Source organism: Sorangium sp. So ce176, from assembly GCF_051519835.1.
Taxonomy (GTDB): domain Bacteria; phylum Myxococcota_A; class Polyangia; order Polyangiales; family Polyangiaceae; genus Sorangium; species Sorangium cellulosum_G.
In genome coordinates this window covers 7,399,802-7,420,539 of sequence record NZ_CP150371.1, presented here as the reverse complement: position 1 = coordinate 7,420,539, position 20,738 = coordinate 7,399,802, and the positions used below count along the sequence as shown (strand labels likewise).

Below are 20,738 nucleotides of genomic sequence, written 5' to 3'. Positions count from 1 at the left end.
CCGGCCGGAAGGCGAAAGCTCCGCGGGGGATGACGCGGGCGAGGTGGGGGGTGAGTCGCGCGAGCCGGGGGATGAGTGCGGCGGGGCGGGGGGTGAGTGGGCGGAGGCGGGGGGCGACGTGGAGGGAGCGGGGATCGGGTGCGGCGAGCCAGGGGCGACGTGGGGCGAGGCGGGGGAGTGAGCGGGGAAGATGGGGGAGAGGGCGGCAAGCGAAGTCGTCCGCCAGGAGCGGGACATGCGTCGCACCTCTACGCCGCTGAAAGGCGGCGGCCCCATTGAAGCTCAGTTACGTCGATTGCCGAGAACAAGGGAGGAGGCACTCTCCGCTGCTGAAAGGCCGCGACCCGCTCCAGCAGTGTTCTACAGGGACTTCGAGGACACCCGCGCGTGCACGCCGGGCGCGTGCACCCCGACAGGAAAGAGCTCCTGCTTCGCCTTCGTCTCCGCCTACACCGAGGAAGACTGCTCTCCCCGCGCCCCCGCCCTGACCGGACACCCAGCGCTGCCCCTCCCGGTGCTCCACCAGGCGACGTGACGCGGCGCCGGCGGACTGCGGCGCGGCGGCACGTGTGCTGATCGGCGCGAACTCCCCGGTCGCCGCTTGTGGCAGACTCGTTGCGTGAACCTCGAACGGCTGCCCGCGCTCTGGGCCGACCTTGTCCGCTCCCCCGCCTCGCTGCCCGTGGCGCTGGGGATGTCGTTCGCCGTCCTCGCGCTCGGGCTCCTCGCCTACCGCCTGCTCTTCGCGTTGCTCGCGCGCATCGCGGGCGCCACGCAGACGTCGCTCGACGACCTCCTGATCCGCCGCATGCGGCTCCCGGCGCGCCTGCTCGTCGCGCTGATCTCGATGCACACGTTCATCACCCTGCGCGGGGGCGACCTTCCCACGCTCCACAAGGGCGTGCTCCTCATGGAGCTCGCGCTCGCGTCGTACCTCGGCATCGAGGTCGCCGAGACCCTTGTCATCGACTTCTGGCTCGCCGAGCGCCAGAAGGTGCAGATCCCGGCGCTGGTCCGGCACCTGCTGCTCACGATCCTCTACCTGGTCGCCGGCCTCTCGATCGTCGGCGCTGTCACGGGGGTCGACCTCGTGCCGCTGCTCGCGACGTCGACCGTCATCACGGTGGTCCTCGGCCTCGCGCTCCAGGACACCCTGGGCAACCTCTTCGCCGGGCTCGCCCTGCACTCGGAGCGGTCGTTCGGCGTGGGCGACTGGATCCTCGTCGAGGGCGTCGAGGGGCAGGTGGTCTACGTCGGGTGGCGCTCGACGCGCCTCAGGACGTTCTCCGGCGACGTGGTCATCCTGCCGAACTCGGTCATCGCCAAGGCGCGCGTGCAGAACTTCTGCGCGCCGGACCGCAGGTGCGCGCGCAACATCGAGATGCTCGTCGCGCTCGCCGCCGCCCCCGAGGCCGTCGAGCGCGCCGCCCGGCGCGCCTGCGCGCAGGTGCCGGACGTCCTCGAGGATCCCGCGCCGAGGCTCTGGCTCGCGGCGGTCACGCCGCTCTTCCAGCGCTACGTCATCAAGTTCTGGATCGGCGACTTCGAGCGCCACGATGTGATCGAGTCCGAGGTCATGAAGGCGTTCTTCCGCGCCTGCCGCGAGGAGGGCATCGCGCTCAGCCCCGGCGCAGCGCAGCCGGGCCTCGCCGTCGAGCTGCACCCCGGCGCCCCCCCGACCATGGCCCCGCTGGTGCTGCCGGCGCTCGTCGCGCCGCCTGCCGCGCCGTCGCCTGCCGCCGCCATGGCGCCGGTGATCGTCGCCGTGCCAGCCGCCGCGCCGCCGCCGGCGCCCGCCGCGCCCTCGGCGGCCGCCCAGGCGCCGGCGCCGCCGCTCCCCCCGCGCTGAGCCTCATCGCCGGCGTGCGACATGCGTTGCCGCCCGTCGAGCCCGCGTGTTCAGGCGCGGCCTGATACGGCCTGACGCGGCCTGACAGGGCCTGATTTGGCTTGGTCCGGTCGCGTCGCTGCGGTACCCCGAGCGGCATGCCTGATCCCCAGTCCGTCTCTCCCAGCAAGGTCGCGGTCGTGGGCGCTGGCAGCGTCGGCGCGACGATCGCGTATGCGTGCCTGCTCCGCGGCGTGGCGAAGCAGGTGGCGCTGTTCGACGCGAACCGGTCCAAGGTCGACGCCGAGGTGCTCGACCTGAACCACGGCCTGCAGTTCGTCCCGGTGGCGACGCTCGAGGGCAGCGACGACGTCGAGGTCTGCCGCGGGGCGCACGTGGTCGTCATCACCGCCGGCGCGAAGCAGAAGCCCGGGCAGAGCCGGATGGACCTCGCCACGGCGAACGTCGCGATATGCCGCGAGCTCCTGCCGAGGCTGCTGGCCGTGGCGCCGGACGCGCTCTACCTGCTGGTGACCAACCCGGTCGACGTGATCACGTATGTCACGCTCAAGCTGACGGGCCTCCCGCCTGCCCGCGTGATCGGCAGCGGCACGGTGCTCGACAGCAGCCGGTTCCGTTTCCTGATCGCCAGGCACCTGAACGTGGCCGTGCAGAACGTCCACGCCTACATCGCCGGCGAGCATGGCGACAGCGAGGTGCCGCTGTGGAGCAGCGCGAGCGTCGCGAACATCCCGCTGGACGAGTGGTCCGTGCCCGGCCATGGCAAGCTCGGCGCGAGCGACAGGGCGGCGATCTTCCACGGCGTGAAGAACGCCGCTGCCCAGGTGATCTCCGGCAAGGGCGCGACGAACTACGCCATCGGCCTGGCGACCGCCAAGATCCTGGAGGCGCTGCTGCGCGACGAGAACCGCGTGCTGCCCGTCAGCAGCCTGCTCGGCGGCTACCGCGGTATCGACGATGTTTGCCTGAGCGTGCCGTGCATCGTGAACCGGTCTGGCCTCGAGTCGCAGCTCCCGATCCCGATGAGCGCCGAGGAGGAGGCCGGCGTCCGCGCCAGCGCCGACACGATCCGCAAGGCGATCAGGTCGCTCGGGTTCTGACGGGGGCCGGCGCGGTCGAGGCCGAGCCGGCGCTCACCGGATCGTGCAATAGGTCGGGAAGCTCGACGGGATGCCCGACGCGTAGGGCCGCGGCGCGACCTTGTACGGGTGGTCCTTCAAGAATTGCCAGCTCGACGCGGCGATGCCGGACGGGATGCGGTGTCCTCCGCCGCTGTCGCAGTCGATGGCGAAGCCGCCTTTCGCCTTGATGTCGTTCTCGAACGCCGCGCTGGCTCGCGCGAAGTCGATCCCGACGACATCGGAGCCCTCGGCGCCGTGGACCCCCATGACGGCGGGCGGGTTGGTGGCGTCCTGGAGCGCCGGGGTGCCGAAGCCCGTCGTGCCGCCCGAGTACGTCACGACGCTCGCGACGTAGCTGGAGCGCGCGTACGCCATGTACGCCGCCTGGAGCCCGCCCGCGCTGAACCCGAGCGAGTGAATGCGGCGCGCGTCGATGTTGCGCTGCTGGATGGCGCACGCGAGCGCCTCATCGGCCGTGGCGAGGTCTCCCACGTACCACACGTTGTTGCCCGTGGTCCGCGTGCCGTCCTCGCCGCCGTGCCCGTCGTACGCGTTGGGCGCGAACACGACACCTCCGCGGCTCGTGATCTCGTCGATGGCGGCCTGTCCGAGGCCGGTCACCGCCTCTCGCGGCCTGGAGCCCGTGGCGTGCCAGTAGACGACCACCGGCGCCGGCGTGGCGGACCGCGCGCCGGCCCACACCTGTACCTCGCGGCCGCGGAACGTCATCGTCCCGGTGGCGAGCGTCGGACACGCCTCCCGGGCCGCGGGCAGGGCGCTCGGCGCGCTCGGCGCGCTCGCGCCGTCCGAGCCGCCGCCGGTGCCGCCGGTGCCGCCGGTGCCGCCGGTGCCGCCGGTGCCGCCGGTGCCGGTCGTGCCCGTCGAGCCGGACGACGGCGTCCCGTCGCCCGTCACGGACGAGATCGTCGGACGCGTGGTGCCCGTCGCGCAGAAGTTGAACGTGACCGAAGCGCCGGGCGCGATGCGCGCGTTGCCCGCGGTCGGCGTCGCTGTCAGGAGCGTGCCGCTGGTCGAGAACACGGCGCCCCAGGACCCGGTCACCGTCGCGTTCTTCACGTCGGTGACGACGCTCCAGGACGTGGTGGCGCTCGCGCTGTCGTTCGTCACGGTGACGGCGGCGCAGTAGCGGCCTGCCCAGAGCGGCTGGTACCTCAGCTCGGCCGAGAGGCCGCTCTCGGCGGCCATCGGCGATTCGTCGCCCAGCTCCGCGTCGCCGGCCTCTCCAGCGACGCACGCGCCCAGCGTCGCGAGCAGCCCGGCCAGGGCGACGCGCGCGAGGGCGTGTGTGCCTGCGCGTCCTGCCTCGATCGGGCGCGGGCTCGACGCGCCCGCCGGTCGCTCGTCCCTCGCTTGACGCGGCTCGTCGCTCCCGCTCCGGGACTGCAGACGTCGATGCGACGAGGGCTTCTGCCAGGGTGCAAGGTTCATGAGGATCTCCTTCGTCCTTGTGATGCCGAGAGCACGCGGCTCCACCAGGCGCAGAACGGCCCGCGCGCGATGCGCGACGCGTGCACCCCCGGGAGCAGCCGCGAGCTTTCCAAGAGATAAGCTGGCTCAAGGCCGCGATGAGCACAGCATAACAGATGCTGAGTTCTCCGTGAGCAGATGAGTGTCTCTCAGGTCCGAATTGTCTGCAGCTTTGCCTGAAGTTTCCACGGCGCATGCAAACGGTTCGCACGGTGTGAGATGCGGACTCCGGTGACAGCGTCGTTGTGTGTGGTGCTCTGTTGTGTAAATCTTCAGGTGCGCGATCCGGTGCTGTGTTCTCGCTTTCAGTCGGCTTCCCGTGCTCGCGCGCGGGCCGGAGAGCGCGGCCGCACGATCGCTCTTGTTGTCGCTCCGAGGATCTTGCGTCGCACCGCGCGAGCTTCTGTGGTTGTCCCGGCGACCCTGGGTTGGTTGGTCTCACCTCTCCCGATCGGCCAGGAACGCCCCGGATGGCCAGGAACGACCGCTGTATGGATGGGGAGCGGCGCCGAGCGCGTCGGTGCGACCCCCGCACTCGCTGTTGAAGTGGATCGGCGCGCATCGATAGCCGTTGTGGACCTGACGATGCCCACTCGTATCGTGGGAAGATCGCAGCAACTCACCCGAGGGGAGGTAGCTCGTTACGCAGCCTGAAAAAGGTCGGAGTGTGTCTCTCAAGCTGACGTCGGGACACGGGTGACAGTTGCCCGCCACCAACGCCACCAACGCCACCCGTCACCCCTCTCCCGTCTCCCGTCTCCCGTCTTCCGGCCTATCGTCCTCGTCTGTCGTGCGCGTGCGCGTGAGCGTGCGCGTGCACGTTCCCGTCCTCGGTCTTGCCGCTACCCGTCTCACGGGGACGGGAGATGGGATGGAACGCGCACGCGCACGAGGACGAGCACGAAGACGGGGATCGGGAGAGGGGAGAGGGGAGAGGGGAGACGGGAGAGGGGAGGCGGGAGACGAGAGGGGGAGGATGCTACCCGCTGGCGGGCCCCGTCCCCTGATCCGATTCCCCCCACGCCACCATCACCGCGCTCGTGTTGTGAAACCCCTCGACGCTCCCCCCGAACTTCGCGATCTGGCCGTAGCACGCCATCCCGAACATCGGATGCAACGCCCCGTTCGGCGACAGGAAAGCCCTCACCTCGTCGCGGTACCTCTCGCCCAGCAGCCGCAGCCGCGACGCGCAGTCGAACACAAGCGATCCGGACACCGCCGGCAGCGACCCCAGCACCTTGGTCGACAGCCCCTTCGCCGCCTGCAGCAGCGCGTCGGGCGCCGCGTTCACCACCCGCACGACCTGCCCCCGCGCCAGCCCGCCGGTCAGCACGACCGCGCCATCCCCGCGGATCGCGATCGGCGACCTGATCTTCAGCGCCTCCCCGAACGGCGTCTTCGCCCCCAGCGCGTGCTTCGCCATCGTCTGGAGCAGCCCCTCGCCGCTCGTCCTGAGGCCGAGCCGCGACAGCTCCTCCTCGTACACCCGCGCCGCCGGCTGCCCGTCCAGCGTCCGGAGCACGTTCCGCTCGATGTCCGTGATCGTGAAATCCCGCCCCCCCTCGGCGGCCCGGAACCCGTGCACCACGTCGATGTTCACCCGGTGCCGGTGCGTCAACCGCACCAGGATCGCCGCGTCCGTCAGCGCCTTCCGGCCCAGGAACACCTTCGCCCCCTCGAAGGTCCACCCGTCGCCCGCCGTCCCGCCAAAGACGCGCGTGTGCGGCGGCACGCCCTGACGGAGCGCCGCCACGAGCTCGTCGCCGTCGCACGCGAACGCGTCCGCCAGCACAAGGATCGAGCTCGGCGCGCTGCTGCGCGGGCCGTTGCTCGAGACCGCCTCGTCCATGTCGCTCAGCGCCGCCCGGACGCTCTTGCCGTGATCCGCCCGCAGCTCGCGCGCCGCCGCGCACGCCACCTCGACGCTCGTGCCGCCGAGGAACGCGCACGAGATGCCGCTCCTGCTGAAGCCGCGCTCGGTGAACGACGCCCCGCCGGTCGTGGCCCCGACCACCGGAACGCCCGTCGCGTCCTCGACAGCGGCGAGGTACTCCTCGTGCTTCGGCCCGCTCGGCATGGCCACGATCGCGAGCTTCGCCGGCTCCTTCCACTCCGCGACCGTGCGCTCCACCTTGCGGCCCAGCAGCCACGCGTTCCCATCAAAGGGTCCGAGGGTCATCATCTTCATGCGCCGAAGCTCCTGGGTGCCCGGCGCCGGAGCGCGGGCTTCGAGTCCTGGCCATCGCTGACGATACGCGTCGCGGCACGGTGATAACACGCACAAGGGACGCGTCTCCACTGCTCATGAAAGCTTCTGTTCTGTGCGTCCGCCCGCTGTGTGGGGAACGCGCGGCAGGCCGGTGGCCAAGCTCGTGCGCTGTGATCACGGCGCGCACCTCCGCAGCGGCGCCCGCGCCCTCACGCGCGCAGCAGCATCGGCTCCCGCTGCCGCACGAACCCCTCCACGAGCTCCCGCTGCTCGCCAGAGAGCCGCACGAAGCGCGCGCCGAACCCGGGCGGGCCCTCCTCCTGCGCCTCGCGCGTCCACTCCACCACCGCCACCGCGTCGATCTCGCCGCCCTCCGCGAACGGGATCTTGATCGCCACCGTCGTCCCCCGCGCCGGCGGCTGCCGGGAGGTCGGCACGAAGATGCCGCCGTGCTCCACCACGTCGGCCGCGGGCGCGGTCCGGTAGAAGTTCGCCGGCGACCCCGCCCCGAGCCGCGCCTCGTAGCGCGGCGGCGGCGGCTGGCTCGCCGGGCGCGCCCCCCCGCGGACCTTCTCGTCGAGCGAGCGCAGCGCCTGCCCGAGCTCCGCGACCTGCGCCTCGATCGCACGGATGCCGAACGCGCTCTGCGTCGTCGCCTTCGCGAGCGGCGCCACGATCCGCTCCACGAGCGACAGGTGGTGCCCCACGAACTCCGACACCGATCGATCGGTCTCCACCTTCACGTCGACCCGCGGCTGCGCCACCCCCTTCATCGCCGTCGACAGCCGCTCGAGCTCGGGCGCGAGCCACTGCTTCATCTCGCGCGCCCGCGCGTCGCCCGCCTGCGCCACCGCGGCCGCCTTCCCGATCGCCCCGCGGATGCCCTCGAGCTGCTCGCCCAGCATCGACAGCGTGCCGGTCACGCGCACGACCGGATCGTCCTCCTTGCCGCCCATGCGCTTGATGCGCACGAACCCCCTCTTGATCTCCTCCCACCGCGCCTTCTGCTCGGGCGTCATCCGGCCGCGCAGCTCGGCGAGCTTCAGCAGGTTCTGCTCGGCGCCCGTCGTCAGCGTCTGCGACTCGCTCACGTAGTGATCGTCGATGAGCCGGTCGACCTCCGCAGGCGTGTGCGCCGCCACGACCTTCTCCGCGAGCTTGTTCATGTTGCGGTAGCTGCCCTGCAGCTTGAACGGCGGCTCGGTCCGGAAGGCGTCGTCCTGCGACGCGCTCCGGATGTACTCCAGGTTCACCGAGAGCAGCACCCTCTGCACCTGGAAGAGCCGCTCGAACACCGCGACGATCTCCGACACCTCCGCCGCCGAGTAGGCGTGCTCGAGCTCCGTCGTCGGCACGGACTCGCCCTGCGCCATCCGGAGGAGCCTGTGCGTGTCGCCCGGCGCCCGCCCCGAGAGCGGCGCGAGCGTCGGGTTCGACGTGAGCGCGTTCTCCAGGTAGCTCAGCGCGAACAGCGCCTCCTTGCCGTCGAGGATGTCGCCGAGGTTGTACGTGTCGGCCCGGTTCGACAGCATGTCGGGGATCTGGAACCGCGCGCCCGACTCCGTGTACGGGTTGCCCGCCATCACCACGCAGAACTTCTTGCCGCGCAGGTCGTACGTCCTCGTCCGGCCCCGCCACACGCCCTCGATCCGGCGCTGCCCGTCGCAGAGCGAGATGAACTTCTGCAAGAGCTCCGTGTTCGTGTGCTGGATGTCGTCGAGGTAGAGCATCACGTTGTTGCCCATCTCGAACGCCAGGTTGATCTTCTCGACCTCCTGGCGCGCTGTCGCGTTCGGGGCCTCGGCGGGGTCGAGCGACGTCACCTCGTGGCCGAGCGACGGCCCGTTCACCTTCATGAACACGAGCCCGAGCTTGCTCGCGACGTACTCCATCAGCGTCGTCTTGCCGTAGCCCGGCGGCGAGATGAGCAGCAGCATGCCCATCAGGTCGGTGCGCTTCACGTCGCCCGCCGCGCCGAGCTGCTTCGCCAGGTTCGCGCCGACGAGCGGCAGGTACACCTCGTCGATCAGCCGGTTGCGCACGAACGACGTGAGCACCCGCGGCGCGAACTCCTCGAGGCGCAGCCGCCTCCGCTCCCGCTCCGCGATCTCGCTGCGCACCTTGCGGTAGGCGCGGTAGCGCGGCGCCCGATCGTGCAGGAAGTCCTCGATCCTGCTCAGGAATTCGTCGAGCCGGAGCGCGAGCGCGCGCTCCCGGATGCGCGGGTGCTGGCCGAGCAGCCCCTCCACGCGCGCCTCGGTCACGGCCCCGCTGGGCTCCCGCTCCAGGTGCCGCTCCGTCACGATCACCACCGCCGCCTCGAGCGCGAGGTGGCTCATGGATGTTCGCGAGGGCCTGGGGGCAGAGCCCGGCTTGCCGGGTGAGCCCCCCTCGTCGACGGCGTCCTTGGAGACGAACCCCCTCAGCCAGGCGAGCGCGAGCTGGAGCCGCTCGGCCGGGTGCTTCTCGAGCTGCCGCAGGTCCTCCTCGAACGCCGCGCGGCCCCCCGCCAGGTCCAGGTGGGCGAGCAGCGCGTCGCGCAGCGACAGCGCCGCGTCGCTCGTCACGAACCGCACGCGCTCCGCCGCGAGCTCCTCCACGAGGTAGCGCGCCGCGACGCGCACCGCCGCCGCGCTGCTCACGTCCGGCCCGAGCCGGTGCGCCGCCGCCGCCGCGGCCACGCCCTCCGCGAGCTCGGCCGCGAGCGCCGCCCGCGCCTCGCTCTCGCCGAGCTGCGCCGCGAGCCGGCCCAGGCTCCGCGCCCGCCGGTGGACGAGATCCCGGGCGCGCGCGTCGAGCCCCGCCCAGGTCAGGCAGCCGAGCGCCCGCGGCGCGCTGCCGAACCGGAGCAGCCCCGCCGTGGCCCGCAGCGCGAGCAGCTTCTCCAGGATGAGCGCGGCGTCCGCGTCGTGGACGCCGCGCTCGTAGCCCTCGTCGTGCCGCCCCTCCGCGTACGCGCGCACCGCGCCGAGCAGCCCGCCCGGGCCGATCGCCGCCTCGCGCAGCCTGTCGATCGAGAGGCCGTGCCGCCCCGCCTCGGCGTCCGCGAGCATCGAGCCCGCGAGGAACTCGCCCCGGTACACGTCCGCGGTCTCGCTCGCGAGCTCCTGGCCCCAGAGGTCGCGCGCGCTCTCGAGCGCCGGGTCCTCGATCGGCTCGAAGAAGTCGGTCCCGGTGAGGTGCAGCGACAGCCCCTCGCCGCGCGGCACCAGCGTGAGCTCCAGCGGCTGCGTGCTCACGTTGAACCGGTGGCGGCCGAGCTTGATGACGTCGCCGCCGCCCTCGAACAGGTCCTCGCGGTCGCGCAGCGCCCGCAGCGCGTCCTGCCGCGCCGCCTTGAGCCGCGCCTCGACCTCGTCGCCCTTCACGCTGTCGCCGAGCGCGTGGAGCTCGGCCGCGAGATCGCGGACCTTCGCGACCATCGCGTCGGACGCGAAGTACGTGTTCAGCTCGTCCGCGCCCGCGAACGAGCGCGCCCGCCGCGCCACCCCCTGGACGATCCGGTCCGCCGCGGCCACGAGGTTCGAGACGCGCCGCTGCCGCTCGTCGAGCAGCGCCTGCCGCCGCGCGGCGATCGCGTCGTTGACCTCCTCGCGCTTCGCCGCGAGCTCGCCGAGGAACTCGTCGAACTCGCCGAACTTGCCCTCGAGCTCCTCGAGCTGGACGAGCAGCTTCGACAGCTCCCTGTCGCAGCGCTCGGGCGAGTCGCAGACAGCGAGCGCGCTCGAGACGCTCTGGCCGAACACCTTGAACTGCGCGCCGAACTCGGCGCGCCCCTCGGCGCCCCGGAGGTCCTTGCCGCGGGCCGTGAGCGTCGCGCGCGCCCGGTTGAGCTGCGCGTACACCTCGCTGATCCCCTCGAGGATCCGCGTCCGCGCCGTGGGGTCGTCGACCTTGAGGCTCGCCACGATGTCGGCGAGCACCGAGAGCCCCTCGTTCACCGCGTCGAGATCCGCGGCGAACGGCGCGAGCTCGGGCGACTTCGCGACCGCCTCGATCTTCGCGATGAGCCCAGCGAGCCGGTCGGCCAGCGGCTTGAACGCCTGCTCGCCGAGCAGGAACGTCACGCACGCCTGGCTCACCTCGTCGGCCCGCGCGACGACCTCGGCCTCGAGCGCGTCGACGCGGTCGAGGTCCATGTACTTGAGCTCGCGGAGCGTGATGAGGTGCCCGCGCTGCCGCCGGAGGGCGGTGAGCGCCGTCAGGAAGGCGTCGACGCTCGCCGCGTCCTCGGGCCGCACCCCGCCGAGGAGCTGCTGCTGCGCCGCCTCTGTCTCGGCGAGCGCGCTCGCGGCGCGCGCCTTGATGGCCTCGACCTTCTCGAACTCGTCGACGATGCTCTCGGAGACGGCCCGGAGCTCGGTCACCATCGACAGGAGGTCGCCCGCCTCGGCGTGGCCGAGCCAGTAGAAGGCGTCGGTCATCCGCCCGGCGGTCCGGATGAGATCCTCGAACGTCTGGCGGGTCGGCGACCCGTCCATCGCCGCGCGCCGCAGGCTGAGCGCGTCGGAGATGCCGCGCACGAGGTCGGCGTTGCCCACCTTGGCGAGGTACGAGCCGTCGGTCGGCGCCGACGCCGCGAACTCCGCTGTCATGAACGGCGTCTGCCAGATCTGCATCGGGTGGACGCGCGTCGCCTCGTCGCTCGACGCCCGGAAGATCACCATCTTGCCGTCGTCGAAGAGGCTGTACCCGTGGCACTGGATCGGGGTCGCGATCTCCTTGCGGATCAGGTTGTAGGGGAAGAGCACGTAGCGCCCGTCCACGACCTGGTGGAACACGTAGAGCACGTCTTCCCCGTTGGGCGAGCGGATGACGCGCTCGAAGACGAGGCTCTCGGTGCTCCCCTCGAAGCGCTTCGTCTCGCCGGTGACGAGGTAGTAGCCGTTCGGGAAGACGATGCCCTGGTCCTCGGGGAGGCTCAGGCAGGCGAGGCCGATCGCGTCGATGCGCACGACCTTGCGGGTGCGGCCGTTGTAGACGAGGTAGCGGTACGACGGCTCGCGGAACGGCTTGATCTTGAGCAGGATGAGCGGCCCGAGCCGGGCGTACTGGATGTCGGCGTCGTCGAGCGCCTGGCCCGCGTCGTCGACCGGCTCGCGGTAGATGCCGAGCCCCGTCGTCGTGTTGTTCTCGACCTTGACGGTGAGGTCGCCGCCGACCGTCTCGACGAAGATCTCGCCGAGGATCGAGACGTGCGGGTGCTTGCCCTGCACGTGGTCGTCGCGCGTGGACTGCGTCCAGGCGAAGTCGTGGGCGCGCGGCCGGACGCTGTCCTCCTCGCCGCGCGAGTCGAGGTACCGGATGCGCCCTGTCGCGTCGATGCTCCAGCGGAACACCTTCACGTCGCGCTCGGTCGCGCCGACCTGGAAGATGGCGAGCAGCCGCGTGTCGCTGCGCCGGAGCTGGAGCAGCCGAGGCTCCTTCACGTAGCGGTGCAGGTCCTTGAATTCCTTGACGAATCCAGGATCGGCAAGAAACGCGTCGCCCTCGTCGAGCGGGGCGGGCGTGAGGTCGAAGGCGCCGTCCTCCTTCGCGAAGCGGTGGAGGCTGAAGACGTCGCCGACGTTCACCTCCTTCAGCCCCATGAACACGAGGTAGCCGACGAGCAGCTTGCCCCGGATGCTCACGATGTCGCGCGGGACGCAGTTGTTCTCGGTCCTGACGCGCGCGTTCTCGAGGAGCGCGAGGTCGGCGCCGCCGAACACCTGCTTTCGCCGCGCGTTGAGCGCCTCGGCGCGGCGGCCCAGCTCCTCGGCGCGCTCGACGAGCCGCCGCCGGATGACCTCGTAACTGCCCCCATCCAGCGTATCCGCCGCCTTCGGCGGGGCGGCCACCGCCGCGCGGGCCGCGCCGTCCAAGGCCCCTGTCGACACCATGCCTGCTCCGTTCGATCGCCTCGGTCCTCGCCTCGCCCCGCCCCGCGTCGCGCGAGCGCCGGTCCGGCTTCCCCGCGGCCAGACTACAGCCCTTCTGCCGCGCCCGGGGGACGAGTTGGCGCGATCGCGGGGCCCTGAGCGCCGGGCCGCGATGTCAAGACCGAGCTGTCTCCACGACGCCCGCCCGCCCGCCGCTGTCCGCGTGGGCGGATTCCAGGACGGCGCGGCGGGCGGCGCGTCGCAAACCCGCCATGGCGCGAAATCCGCTTGCAACATCGCGGAGTTTGCGTTGCGATCCCCCCGGGACGAGGGCGGCCTGCGCGCGAACGCGCGCGAATGCGGTGCGAGATGCACCCACGCCGTCTCCGGAGGCGCACCTCATGGGCGGAGGCGCTCCGCGGCATTCCTTGAACAAAGTGACGCTCTTCTGAAGCGGGTTGGGATGGTGGCATCGATGCGCTTGGCTAAACGACTTTCTTCTGTGGTGCTCGCCCTCCTCGCCGGTCCGCTCGTCGCCTGCGGCGGAGGCGGCGGCGACACGGGCGCGGGGGGCGGCGTTGGCGGGGCCGGCGCCGCGGGCGGCGCGGGCGGCGAGGGCGGGGCCGGCGGCGCGGGCGCCGACGACAGCTCCGGCGGCCTCGGCGGGTTCATCACCGTCGGGCCCGCGTCGGGGAGCGGCGGGGGCGACCCGTGCGACGGGCCGGGCGCGCCGCCGGAGTGCGCCGCGGTCGAGCCGGCGTGCGGCGACGGCGAGAAGAACCGGGAGGAAGAGCAGTGCGACGACGGGAACAGCCTCCCCGGCGACTGCTGCTCCGGCGCCTGCAAGATCGAGCCGTACTGCGTCTGCGAGCCGGGGGAGGGGTGTCACACGACGATCGTGTGCGGCAACGGCGCGATCGAGCCCGGCGAGACGTGCGAGGACGGCAACACGGCGGCGGGCGACGGCTGCGACGATCGCTGCCAGCGGGAGCCGGGCGACTGGATCTGCCCGCGCGCCGGGGAGCCTTGCTACCGGCTCCACACGTGCGGCGACGCGCGCGTCTCGGCCGGCGAGGCCTGCGACGACGGGAACACGGTGGCCGGCGACGGGTGCTCCGACGTGTGCGCGCTCGAGGACCGGGAGAACATCGTCTGTCCTGTGCCGGGGGAGCCCTGCAGGCCGATCGAGCGCTGCGGCGACGGCCGGCTTCGGCCGAGCGAGCGGTGCGACGACGGGAACACGGAGCCGGGCGACGGCTGCTCGCCGACCTGCCTCGTCGAGGCGGGCTGGGTGTGCCCGGACGGCCTGCACTGCACGTTCACTGTCGTGTGCGGCGACGGGCAGATCGGCGTGGGCGAGGGGTGCGACGACCGCAACACGGCCTCGGGCGACGGGTGCTCCGCGACCTGCCAGGTCGAGGCGGGGTTCGACTGCCCGCGCGCGGGGAGCCGCTGCGCGGCGGTCTGCGGCGACGGGCGGGTCGTCGCGCGGGAGCAGTGCGACGACGGCGGCACCCTGGACGGCGACGGGTGCAGCGCGGCGTGCCAGTGGGAGCCGGGCGTCGTGTGCGAGCCCGCGGCCGGCGGCTACATCTGCCGCGACACCGTCTGCAACGACGGCGAGCGGGAGGGCTCCGAGCCGTGCGACGACGGCAACGCCAACCTGGGCGACGGCTGCACGCCGTTCTGCCAGGTCGAGCCGGACTGCGGCGACGCCGGCTGCACGTCGGCGTGCGGCGACGGGCTGCGCCTCGGTGACGAGGCCTGCGACGACGGCAACACGGCGGACGGGGACGGCTGCTCGTCGGCGTGCGCCGTCGAGCCGGGGTATCGCTGCTCGAACGACGTGACGCTGGGCGACGAGCTGCGCGTGCCGATCGTGTACCGCGACTTCAAGGAGGACGCGCCGAACTTCGAGCCCAACACCGACCCGCCGAACGCCCTCGTGACCGGGCTCGTGCGGGCGACGCTCGGCGCCGACGGCAAGCCGCAGTTCGCGGGGTCGCCGCCGGCGGCCGCCTTCCTCACGAACGCGACGGACTTCAACCGCTGGTACAACAACTCGTCGATCTCGAAGACGGTCGTCGACCAGCTCGTGCTCCTGCGCGCCGGGGCGTCGGACGTGTACGTGTTCGAGGATCCCCTGTTCTTCCCGCTCGACGGCCGCGGCTGGCAGGACCCGTTGCTGCCGGCGGCGCAGCGCGAGGCGAGCCGCCTGGCGCGCGATCCGTTCAACGGGTGGGCGGAGGCGGGCAACCACAACTTCTACTTCACGAGCGAGGTCCGCTACTGGTTCGAGTACCACGGCGGCGAGCGGCTCGACTTCTACGGCGACGACGACGTCTGGGTGTTCATCAACAACCGGCTCCGCATCGATCTCGGCGGCATCCACACGCCGATGGGGACGGGCGAGGTCGGCGGCGTGGAGGACGATCGCGGGACGGTGCTCATGGACGAGCTCGGCCTCACCGTGGGGCGCGTCTACGAGGTCGCCGTGTTCCAGGCGGAGCGCCACACGGCGGCGTCGAGCTACAAGCTGACGCTCGGCGGCTTCAACGCGGCCCCGTCCGTCTGCGAGCCCGTGTGCGGCGACGGCATCGTCACGCCCGACGAGCAGTGCGACGACGGGGCGGAGAACGGCCCGGGGTACGGGAAGTGCTCGACGAGCTGCACGCTGGGGCTCTACTGCGGCGACGGCGTCCGGAGCTCGCCGTACGAGATCTGCGACGACGGCACCAACCTGGGCGGCTACGGCTCGTCGGCGTGCGCGCCGGGCTGCGTGGCGGCGCCGCTCTGCGGCGACGAGAACATCGACAGCCAGTTCGGCGAGGAGTGCGACGACGGCGTGAACGACGGCCGCTACGGCGGGTGCACGGAGGAGTGCCTGATCGGGCCGCGGTGCGGCGACGCGCGCATCGACGCGCCCGAGGAGACGTGCGACGACGGCGTGAACGACGGCCGCTACGGCGGGTGCACGCCGGAGTGCGCCAAGGCGCCGGAGTGCGGCGACGGCGTCATCCAGGAGGCGTGGGGCGAGGAGTGCGACGACCGGGTGAACGACGGCAGCATGGGCTGCCTCGGCTGCCGGATCGGCGCTGTCTGCGGCGACGGGCGCGTGCAGCGGGAGCTCGGCGAGGAGTGCGACGACGGGGTGAACGACGGCGGCTACGGCGAGTGCGCGCCGGGCTGCGTGTACGGCCCCCGCTGCGGCGATGGCGTGACGCAGGCGCCGCCCGAGCAGTGCGACGACAGCGAGAACGACGGCGGCTACGGCGAGTGCGCGCCCGGCTGCGTGTTCGGCCCGCACTGCGGCGACGGCGTGCGGCAGTCGCCGTACGAGGAGTGCGACGACGGCAACACAGCGAGCGGCGACAACTGCAGCGCCACGTGCCGCACCGAGGTCAAGTGATCCGGGTCCGCCCGTGACGGCGTGAAGCGCGGCGACCCGTCCGGGTCGCCGCGCCGCCGTCGGCGGGCCTCTCTCGTCCTTGGGAGGGGGATGGGAGGAGAATCTCGATACGAGTGCCTAGAGCCGTACTGCGATACCACCATCGAGTCTTCGATGGTGTGCTCCCAGATTGCGAGCTGCGCTGGGCGTCGCGGTAGAAGATGCGGTACGTCTCTTCGGTGTCGCCCTGAACCGCGTCTACACGAACGAGTTCAACCCCTACGCGAACGAGCAAGCCGCGAAACAGGGAGCGCCGGAGGCTGTGCTCCTCCAGGCGACCCCGGGCGCGCCGCCGTCCACGTCGATGCAGGCGACGTCGACGAGCGCCTCGTCGACCATGTCCGCGGAGATCGTCAGCTCAGATGCAGATGTCCTCGTACAGGTCGATGCATGCATTGATGAACTGTTCCCAGGTACACCCGCCGTTGTCATGGCAGGTCCCCGTCCCGGTACGCGGGTCAACGCAGTAGTCGAGCCACACCCAGCAGTAAGCGGCTGAGTCCTGGCCGGCCGACTGCGCTTCGGCGGCAGGTGCAGCGGAGGGGCCGCTCCAGCTGCCGAGCGGGTTCTCCGCGGCTTCGCTCGCATCCAGGCGGACGATCTCCGGCTCCGCCGTCTCTTCGTAGCCCATGCACCCGGTGATGCCCACAGCAGCGATGATGCCACCGAGCGCGAATGCGTGTTGCATCTTCATGGCATGACTCCTGTATCGCAGGCTGTCGTCCAGGGCGCGGATTGCGCGTGTCGCACCTGCGATGACGCGAGCGTAGAAGCGCCTTGTTCGATGTGCAAGACGAAGTCTTGGAGATTTGGTTGCGGTGGATTCTGGCGTGAAGCCATGAGCGGTCATTGGGCGGGCTCAGCTTGAGATGTCGAGGGCTGTGTAGCGCTGGCAGTCTCATCAATGTGTGAATGGGTTGTTGGCGGATATCATTGTTTTTTTTTGCGAGGATGGCAGAGCTCGTGAGGAGCGCCGCTGTCTGTGGGAAGCGTGACGGTCTGTCCTGAACGCTCTGTGGTCGCGAGCGATCTCCCGCGATCGGTTTGCAATTCTTCACAAATCCTTCCCCGGATCGAGCCGGACGACGGAGTCTGCCGAGCTCGTTTCTCCGCGGAGGACCTGGTGGAGCTCCGCGGCGTCGACCGGGTTGGTGGATCTCGGTGCGCGTGGGCGTGTTGTCAAAAACGATGTCGAATCCCTGCCCGATGCGGATGAGCGCGAACCGTTTCCCGAGCTCGGGCAGCCAGTGCTCTCCTTGAGTCGCGCTGCCCTCGCCGCCTCCGATAAGAAGGGCGCTGAGATCGCTCCCGTCGCACGCGATGGCGCGCAGGCGCTGACCCTCCGTCACGAGCTTGCTCGGCGCATCCATGTGAAAGACACGCTCGCCGGAGCCCGCTCACCTCGGTCCCACCTCGCCGCTCGCCGCGAGCTGTGTAGGCGTACGCTGTCGCGCGGGAGCTCTGGTTGCGTCCCTAGGTCAGCGCGGTGATCGCGGGCGCTCGTGGATTGTCGCGGAACCGAGCATGCACCTGTGTCACGGAACCGAGCATGGACCTGTCAGGGGGAAGGCTGTATCGTTCAGAAGACGTTACCCGAGGCGCCCGTCGCGCCGGCGTTGCCCGGCGAGGTGCCGCCCGCGCCGCCATTGCCGGCCAAGGTGACGTTCCCCGTGGTCGACACCGTGGTGCTGACCCGGTAGACGCCGTACGAGATGCCGCCCGCGCCGCCGCCACCGTGCCCGCCGCGGCCGCCGCTGCCGCCCGCGCCGCCGTTGCCGCCGGCGCCGACCTCGCTCGTGCACTCCGTCGCGCCGGCGCCGCCGTTGCCGCCGTTGCCGCCGTTGCCGCCGCTGCCGCCTCTGCCTCCGGCGCCGCCGTTGCTGCTGGAGATCTGGTTGGCGACGAGCTGGAACCCCGTCGAGTTCACGAGAAACAGGCCGAACGAGCCGCCGCCCGCGCCGCCCGCGCCGCCGCCGTTGCCGCCACAGCCGCCCGCGCCGCCGCCGCCGCCGCCGTTGCCCGCGCCGTTGTTCGTGACGAAGCCGCCCTGTCCGCCGCCGCCGCCGCCGCCGCCGGCCCCGTGCCCATGGGTGCCCGCGACGCCCGTGTTCCCGGCCCGGCCCTGCCAGAAATTGCCGGAGACCAACCCCCCGGTGCCGCCGGTGCCGTTCAGCCCGACCGCGCCGCTGCCGCCGTCGGCTCCGTTGCCGCCCGGCCGCCCCGCCCTGCTGTCGTTCCCGGGCGAGCCTCCGGCGCCGCCGATCGCCCCGCCGGAGCCGGTCGCGCCGTTGCTGCCTGCGTTCCCCCCTTCGGGACCCCCGTCGCCCCCTTTGCCGCCGGCGCGGCCGCAGCTCGACGTGCCCGCCGCGCCGCCGGTGCGCGTGCCGGCGCCGTCGCAGCTCCCCACCTCGCCGTTCGCGCCGCTGCCGCCCGCCGTCCCGGCCGCGCCGTTCGCGCCCGCGGCGCCCGGCCCCCCGCCGCCGGCCTCGAGCCGGCTGTTCCTCAGCGTCACCGCCGTGCAGCTCACGCACCGCATCGCGTAGTTCGACGCGCCGGTCAGCGTCGCCGTCGACGTCCGGATCGTCAGCCGGTCGAGCGTCGTCGGCGCGTTGATGTTCAGGCCCTCGACAGCGGCGAGGTAGCCGCCCGTCGTGCTCCCCGATCGGATCTCCACGATCGACGCGGCCGAGCGCGCCCAGCCGGCCGTCGCGTCGTAGCCGCCGTAGAGCGACACCCCGCTCGAGAGGGTGACCCGGCCGATGTACGTCCCCTGCGAGATGTAGACCTGCGTCTTCCCGGTCAGCACCGCCTCGTTGATGCCCCCCATGACCGACACCTTCGGCGCCTGCCGCGTCCCCGGGCTGGCGTCGCTCCCCGTCGGCGCCACGAAGACAGCGAGGCTCGCGTCGCCGTCGATCCCGTCGCAGTTCGCGTCGACGAAGGCGTCGTCGGGCCGGTCCTCGTCGCTCACGGGCGTGCACGCGTACTCGCAGCCGTTCGCGAGCGACCCGTCGAGGTCGTGGAAGCCCGGCAGGCAGCCGCCGAACGTGCACGCCCCCGCGCTGCACCCGACAGCCGCGTTCGGGATCGCCGCGGCGCAGTTCGCGCCGCAGGCGCCGCAGTTCGCCGGGTCGGACGCGATGCTGACCTCGCACCCGTCGGCCTCGACGCCGTTGCAGCTCGCGAACCCCGCGTTGCAGGCGACGAGCTCGCACGCCCCGAGCGCGCACGCCTCGGACGCGTTCGCGAGGTTGCACGCCATGCCGCAGCCGCCGCAGTGCGCGAGGCTCGTGCCCGTGTTCACCTCGCACCCGTTCGCCGCGGCGCCGTCGCAGTTGGCGAAGCCGGCGTCGCAGGCGCCCATCACGCAGGTGCCGGCGAGGCACGCCTCGGCGGCGTTCGCGGGGTCGCACGCGATGTTGCAGCCGCCGCAGTGCGCGAGATCGATGGCCGTGTTCACCTCGCAGCCGTCGAGCGCGCTCGCGTTGCAGTTCGCGAACCCCGGCTCGCACGCGCCGAGCACGCAGACGCCCGCGAGGCACAGCTCGAGGGCGGCCGGGTAGCTGCACGGGGTGCCGCAGGCGCCGCAGTGGTCGAGGCTGGCCCCGAGGTTCGCCTCGCAGCCGTTCGTCAGGTCGCCGTCGCAGTCGGCGTAGCCGGCGTCGCACGCCCCGAACTGGCACTCTCCCGCCGCGCACGTCCCGCTCGCGTGCGCGAAGTCGCAGGCGATGTTGCAGCCGCCGCAGTGGGCCGCGCTCGTGAGGAGGTCGGCCTCGCAGCCGGTCAGCGGGTCGAGATCGCAGTCGGCGTGATCTGTCGCGCAGCCGGTGATGTCGCAGTTGCCCCCGTTGCAGAACGCCTCGGTGTGCTGCTTGACGCAGCTCGCCCCGCACGCCCCGCACGAATCGACGTCGTTCAGCAGGTTGGTCTCGCAGCCGTTCGTGGCGTTCCCGTCGCAGTCGGCGTGGGAGTTGGTGCACGACGACACCGTGCAGATCCCGTCGATGCAGCCGGTGGTCCCGTTCGGCGAGACGCAGAGCTGGCTGCACGCGCCGCAGTGGGCCGCGCTGCTGAGGAGGTCGGTCTCGCAGCCGTTGTCCGGCTCGTCGTCGCAGGCCGCGGTCCCCACGGGACAGCCGTTCGAGCGGCCGATGACCGGCACCACGACGTCGGGCGCGTGCGCGTCGCCGATCTCGGCCTCGACGGTCACCCGGTCGGCGGGCAGCGGCCCTGCGATCCCCCTCGAGGTGAACGTCACCTCGAAATAGAGCGCGCCGCCCGGCTCGCTCTCCGCCGGCAGCCGCTCCGCGGCGCGCGTCCACGCGCCCGGGCTCCCCGGGTCGGGCTCGTAGCGCACCGGCTCGATCGCGAAGTCGGCGCTGGCGATGGTGGCCTCGGTGAACGTGACCGTCTCCGCTGTCTGGTTCTCGACGCGGAACAGGCGCGTTTGCTGCCGGCCCGCGGGCACCGCCTCGAAATCGAGGACCTCGGGGCTCGCGCACGCGCCCGTCGGCCCTCCGTCGTTGAGCACGCAGAGCTCGAGCTTCCCGCTCGGGGCGCCGCCCGCGTCGCCCCCGCCGCCGCCCGCGCCCCCGCCGCCGCCGCCGCCGCTCCCGCCATGGCCGCCGGTGCCCGCCGCGCTGCTGGACCCGGTGGGCCCCGTCGTCACCTCCGAGCCTCCCGCGCAGCCGGCCGCGGTGAGCGAGGCGAGCAACGCGATCATCGGGACCAGCGGCGCCATCCGGTCGGCCAGCGAGGCGAATTC

General features: G+C 72.1%; 9 protein-coding genes. 4 read left to right on the top strand and 5 right to left on the bottom strand.

Annotation, left to right across the window (positions count from 1 at the left end; genetic code table 11):
• The first annotated feature begins 355 nt into the window (after positions 1 to 355).
• The 3 genes from WMF42_RS27735 to WMF42_RS27725 all read left to right on the top strand — a co-directional run bounded on the left by WMF42_RS27735 (position 356) and on the right by WMF42_RS27725 (position 2,949).
• A complete protein-coding gene (locus tag WMF42_RS27735) occupies positions 356 to 535 on the top strand; it encodes a hypothetical protein (protein ID WP_437685848.1) in 180 nt (59 codons plus the stop codon).
• An 84-nt stretch (positions 536 to 619) separates the two neighbouring features.
• Complete coding sequence (locus WMF42_RS27730) at positions 620 to 1,849, top strand: mechanosensitive ion channel family protein (RefSeq protein ID WP_437685846.1); 1,230 nt, start codon at positions 620 to 622, stop codon at positions 1,847 to 1,849.
• 137 nt (positions 1,850 to 1,986) lie between these two features.
• Positions 1,987 to 2,949: an L-lactate dehydrogenase gene (locus WMF42_RS27725; protein ID WP_061605343.1), complete on the top strand. Its 963-nt coding sequence runs from the start codon at positions 1,987 to 1,989 to the stop codon at positions 2,947 to 2,949.
• 33 nt (positions 2,950 to 2,982) lie between these two features.
• Here the strand turns inward: WMF42_RS27725 and WMF42_RS27720 are convergent, their stop codons facing one another.
• The 3 genes from WMF42_RS27720 to WMF42_RS27710 form a co-directional block, all read right to left on the bottom strand.
• The gene (locus WMF42_RS27720) at positions 2,983 to 4,419 is read right to left on the bottom strand and encodes a cellulose binding domain-containing protein (RefSeq protein WP_437685844.1); all 1,437 of its coding nucleotides are present in this window, start codon (positions 4,417 to 4,419) and stop codon (positions 2,983 to 2,985) included.
• A 1,018-nt stretch (positions 4,420 to 5,437) separates the two neighbouring features.
• The gene (locus WMF42_RS27715) at positions 5,438 to 6,646 is read right to left on the bottom strand and encodes an FIST signal transduction protein (RefSeq protein ID WP_437685842.1); all 1,209 of its coding nucleotides are present in this window, start codon (positions 6,644 to 6,646) and stop codon (positions 5,438 to 5,440) included.
• 230 nt (positions 6,647 to 6,876) lie between these two features.
• Entirely contained in the window at positions 6,877 to 12,546 is a 5,670-nt protein-coding gene (locus WMF42_RS27710; RefSeq protein ID WP_437685840.1) for a DNA repair ATPase, read from the bottom strand.
• Positions 12,547 to 12,988: 442 nt separating this feature from the next.
• Between WMF42_RS27710 and WMF42_RS27705 the strand changes: the two genes are divergently transcribed.
• Positions 12,989 to 15,934, top strand: coding sequence for a DUF4215 domain-containing protein (locus WMF42_RS27705; RefSeq protein ID WP_437685839.1), 2,946 nt, complete (start codon positions 12,989 to 12,991; stop codon positions 15,932 to 15,934).
• 397 nt (positions 15,935 to 16,331) lie between these two features.
• On the opposite strand, the gene WMF42_RS27700 is transcribed toward WMF42_RS27705, so the two are convergent.
• The gene (locus WMF42_RS27700) at positions 16,332 to 16,667 is read right to left on the bottom strand and encodes a hypothetical protein (protein WP_061608853.1); all 336 of its coding nucleotides are present in this window, start codon (positions 16,665 to 16,667) and stop codon (positions 16,332 to 16,334) included.
• 885 nt (positions 16,668 to 17,552) lie between these two features.
• Positions 17,553 to 20,696 carry a hypothetical protein gene (locus WMF42_RS27695; protein WP_437685837.1) on the bottom strand — a complete coding sequence of 1,048 codons (3,144 nt, stop codon included), beginning with the start codon at positions 20,694 to 20,696 and terminating at the stop codon, positions 17,553 to 17,555.
• Between the last annotated feature and the right edge of the window lie 42 nt (positions 20,697 to 20,738).